1 protein-coding gene and 1 pseudogene are annotated in these 1,452 nt (G+C 35.5%); both read left to right on the top strand.

The genetic code is table 11. The annotated features are described in order from the left end of the window. Window positions 1–947 precede the first annotated feature (947 nt). A pseudogene (locus QZ824_RS11640) lies at window positions 948–1,090 on the top strand (metallophosphoesterase); the annotation flags it as partial. A gap of 37 nt (window positions 1,091–1,127) precedes the next feature. Further along, a partial coding sequence (locus tag QZ824_RS11635; RefSeq protein ID WP_291276182.1) for a hypothetical protein occupies window positions 1,128–1,452 on the top strand: 325 nt, incomplete at its 3' end.

Genomic DNA, 1,452 nt, shown 5'->3' with positions numbered 1-1,452 from the left:
AGTATTTCTTTTGATACCTGATTTGTATTATGAGCAGGCGCGCAAAATCGAGAGTCATATCAAACGCATGAAAAGTAGCGTTTATATTAAAAATCTTAAACAATACCCTGAGATCATTGAAAAATTGATTCAAACCTATCCATAGCAGCCTGGATAGCGTTCACTATAGCTGGTACCGTGAGGTGTGTCGGTTCGATTCCGTCCCGATATTTATCGGGACTAGGTACAGGTAGAAAAAGAGAAACATCACGCAAGCGGTGTTTCTCTTTTTGTTTTTTATCCCTCTCTATTTTATTAAGCACACGGAACATAGGCGGAATATACCCGGAAGGTAGGCGGAACAGAGGCGGAATATATATGGCTTTCCTTAGGCGTTGGCTAGGGGGAGACCTGGCTTTTCATTGTCTGAACCACTGATTTACCTGATTTTTATGATTAGAATGATTTCGTGCAATACAATAGAGAACAGCTGGTAATTATTTTCTTTCCTGACCTACGAAGCGGCCGTGGTTGTGTCTTTGACCAACCACCAAGTACAGTCAATATTTATCTGAAGCCAGATATAAGAAGGGTTCGCCGCGGCGAATATAAACCGACTATTTCCCGCCTGGAATGACCCCAGCGGGGTCACATGTTTATAGAAAAGACATACCATCACCCTAAATACGCGCAGCCTCGCAGAGGCTTATTTATTCGAAGGTATTTAAGGGAATCTTTATATAATTCGATGTTGCTTATTGTCAAATATTGAACTATTCGGGGGTATTTATTAATATAATTATATTGATGACAGAAAATAAATATAAAATACCCTCATTTTAAATTGAATAATGTTATTAAACAGGTGAATTATCATTGTATGTTTTAACATTTAATTGTAGCTTACAAAATATGATTATAGCTATGTTGAAATTTGGATCATATAATTCTTTTAATCAGACTTTTTTATGAAAATACTCCATACAGCAGATTGGCATATCGGGATTGGCTATTGGTAACCATACAGCAGGAACATATAGATGTTTTGCTGATCAGTGGCGACGTCTTTGACATCTCTAACCCTGCTGAGACGTTTGTGAAAATGTTTTATTTGCTTTTTCTATAATTAGTGATTAAAGATAAATACCATGTATAAGTTAAAACACGATCCGTCGGAATACATAAGAGGTATTCAACAGATATTAGTTTCTGACAAAAAGAAAATAGGATTTCTTTTTGGTGCTGGAAGTTCTCTAGCATCGAAGAATAATAAATCACTTATTGTTCCCGCAATTGAAAAGATGACATCTGAAATAGTTGAAGAAATTGGAAAAGACAACAAAAAATATAAAGAGGCATTTGTTCAAATTAAGGTTGAGCTTGGAGAACAAAATTTTAATATAGAAACAATATTATCCAATCTGGAGCAGAAATATTCGTTTATGAGCACAGGAACTTTAAACAATCTTAATC

Origin of the sequence: Flavobacterium sp. (assembly GCF_021151785.1) — a bacterium.
In the GTDB taxonomy this organism is placed as follows: Bacteria; Bacteroidota; Bacteroidia; order Flavobacteriales; family Flavobacteriaceae; genus Flavobacterium.
This window is presented reverse-complemented; position numbering and strand designations above follow the sequence as displayed.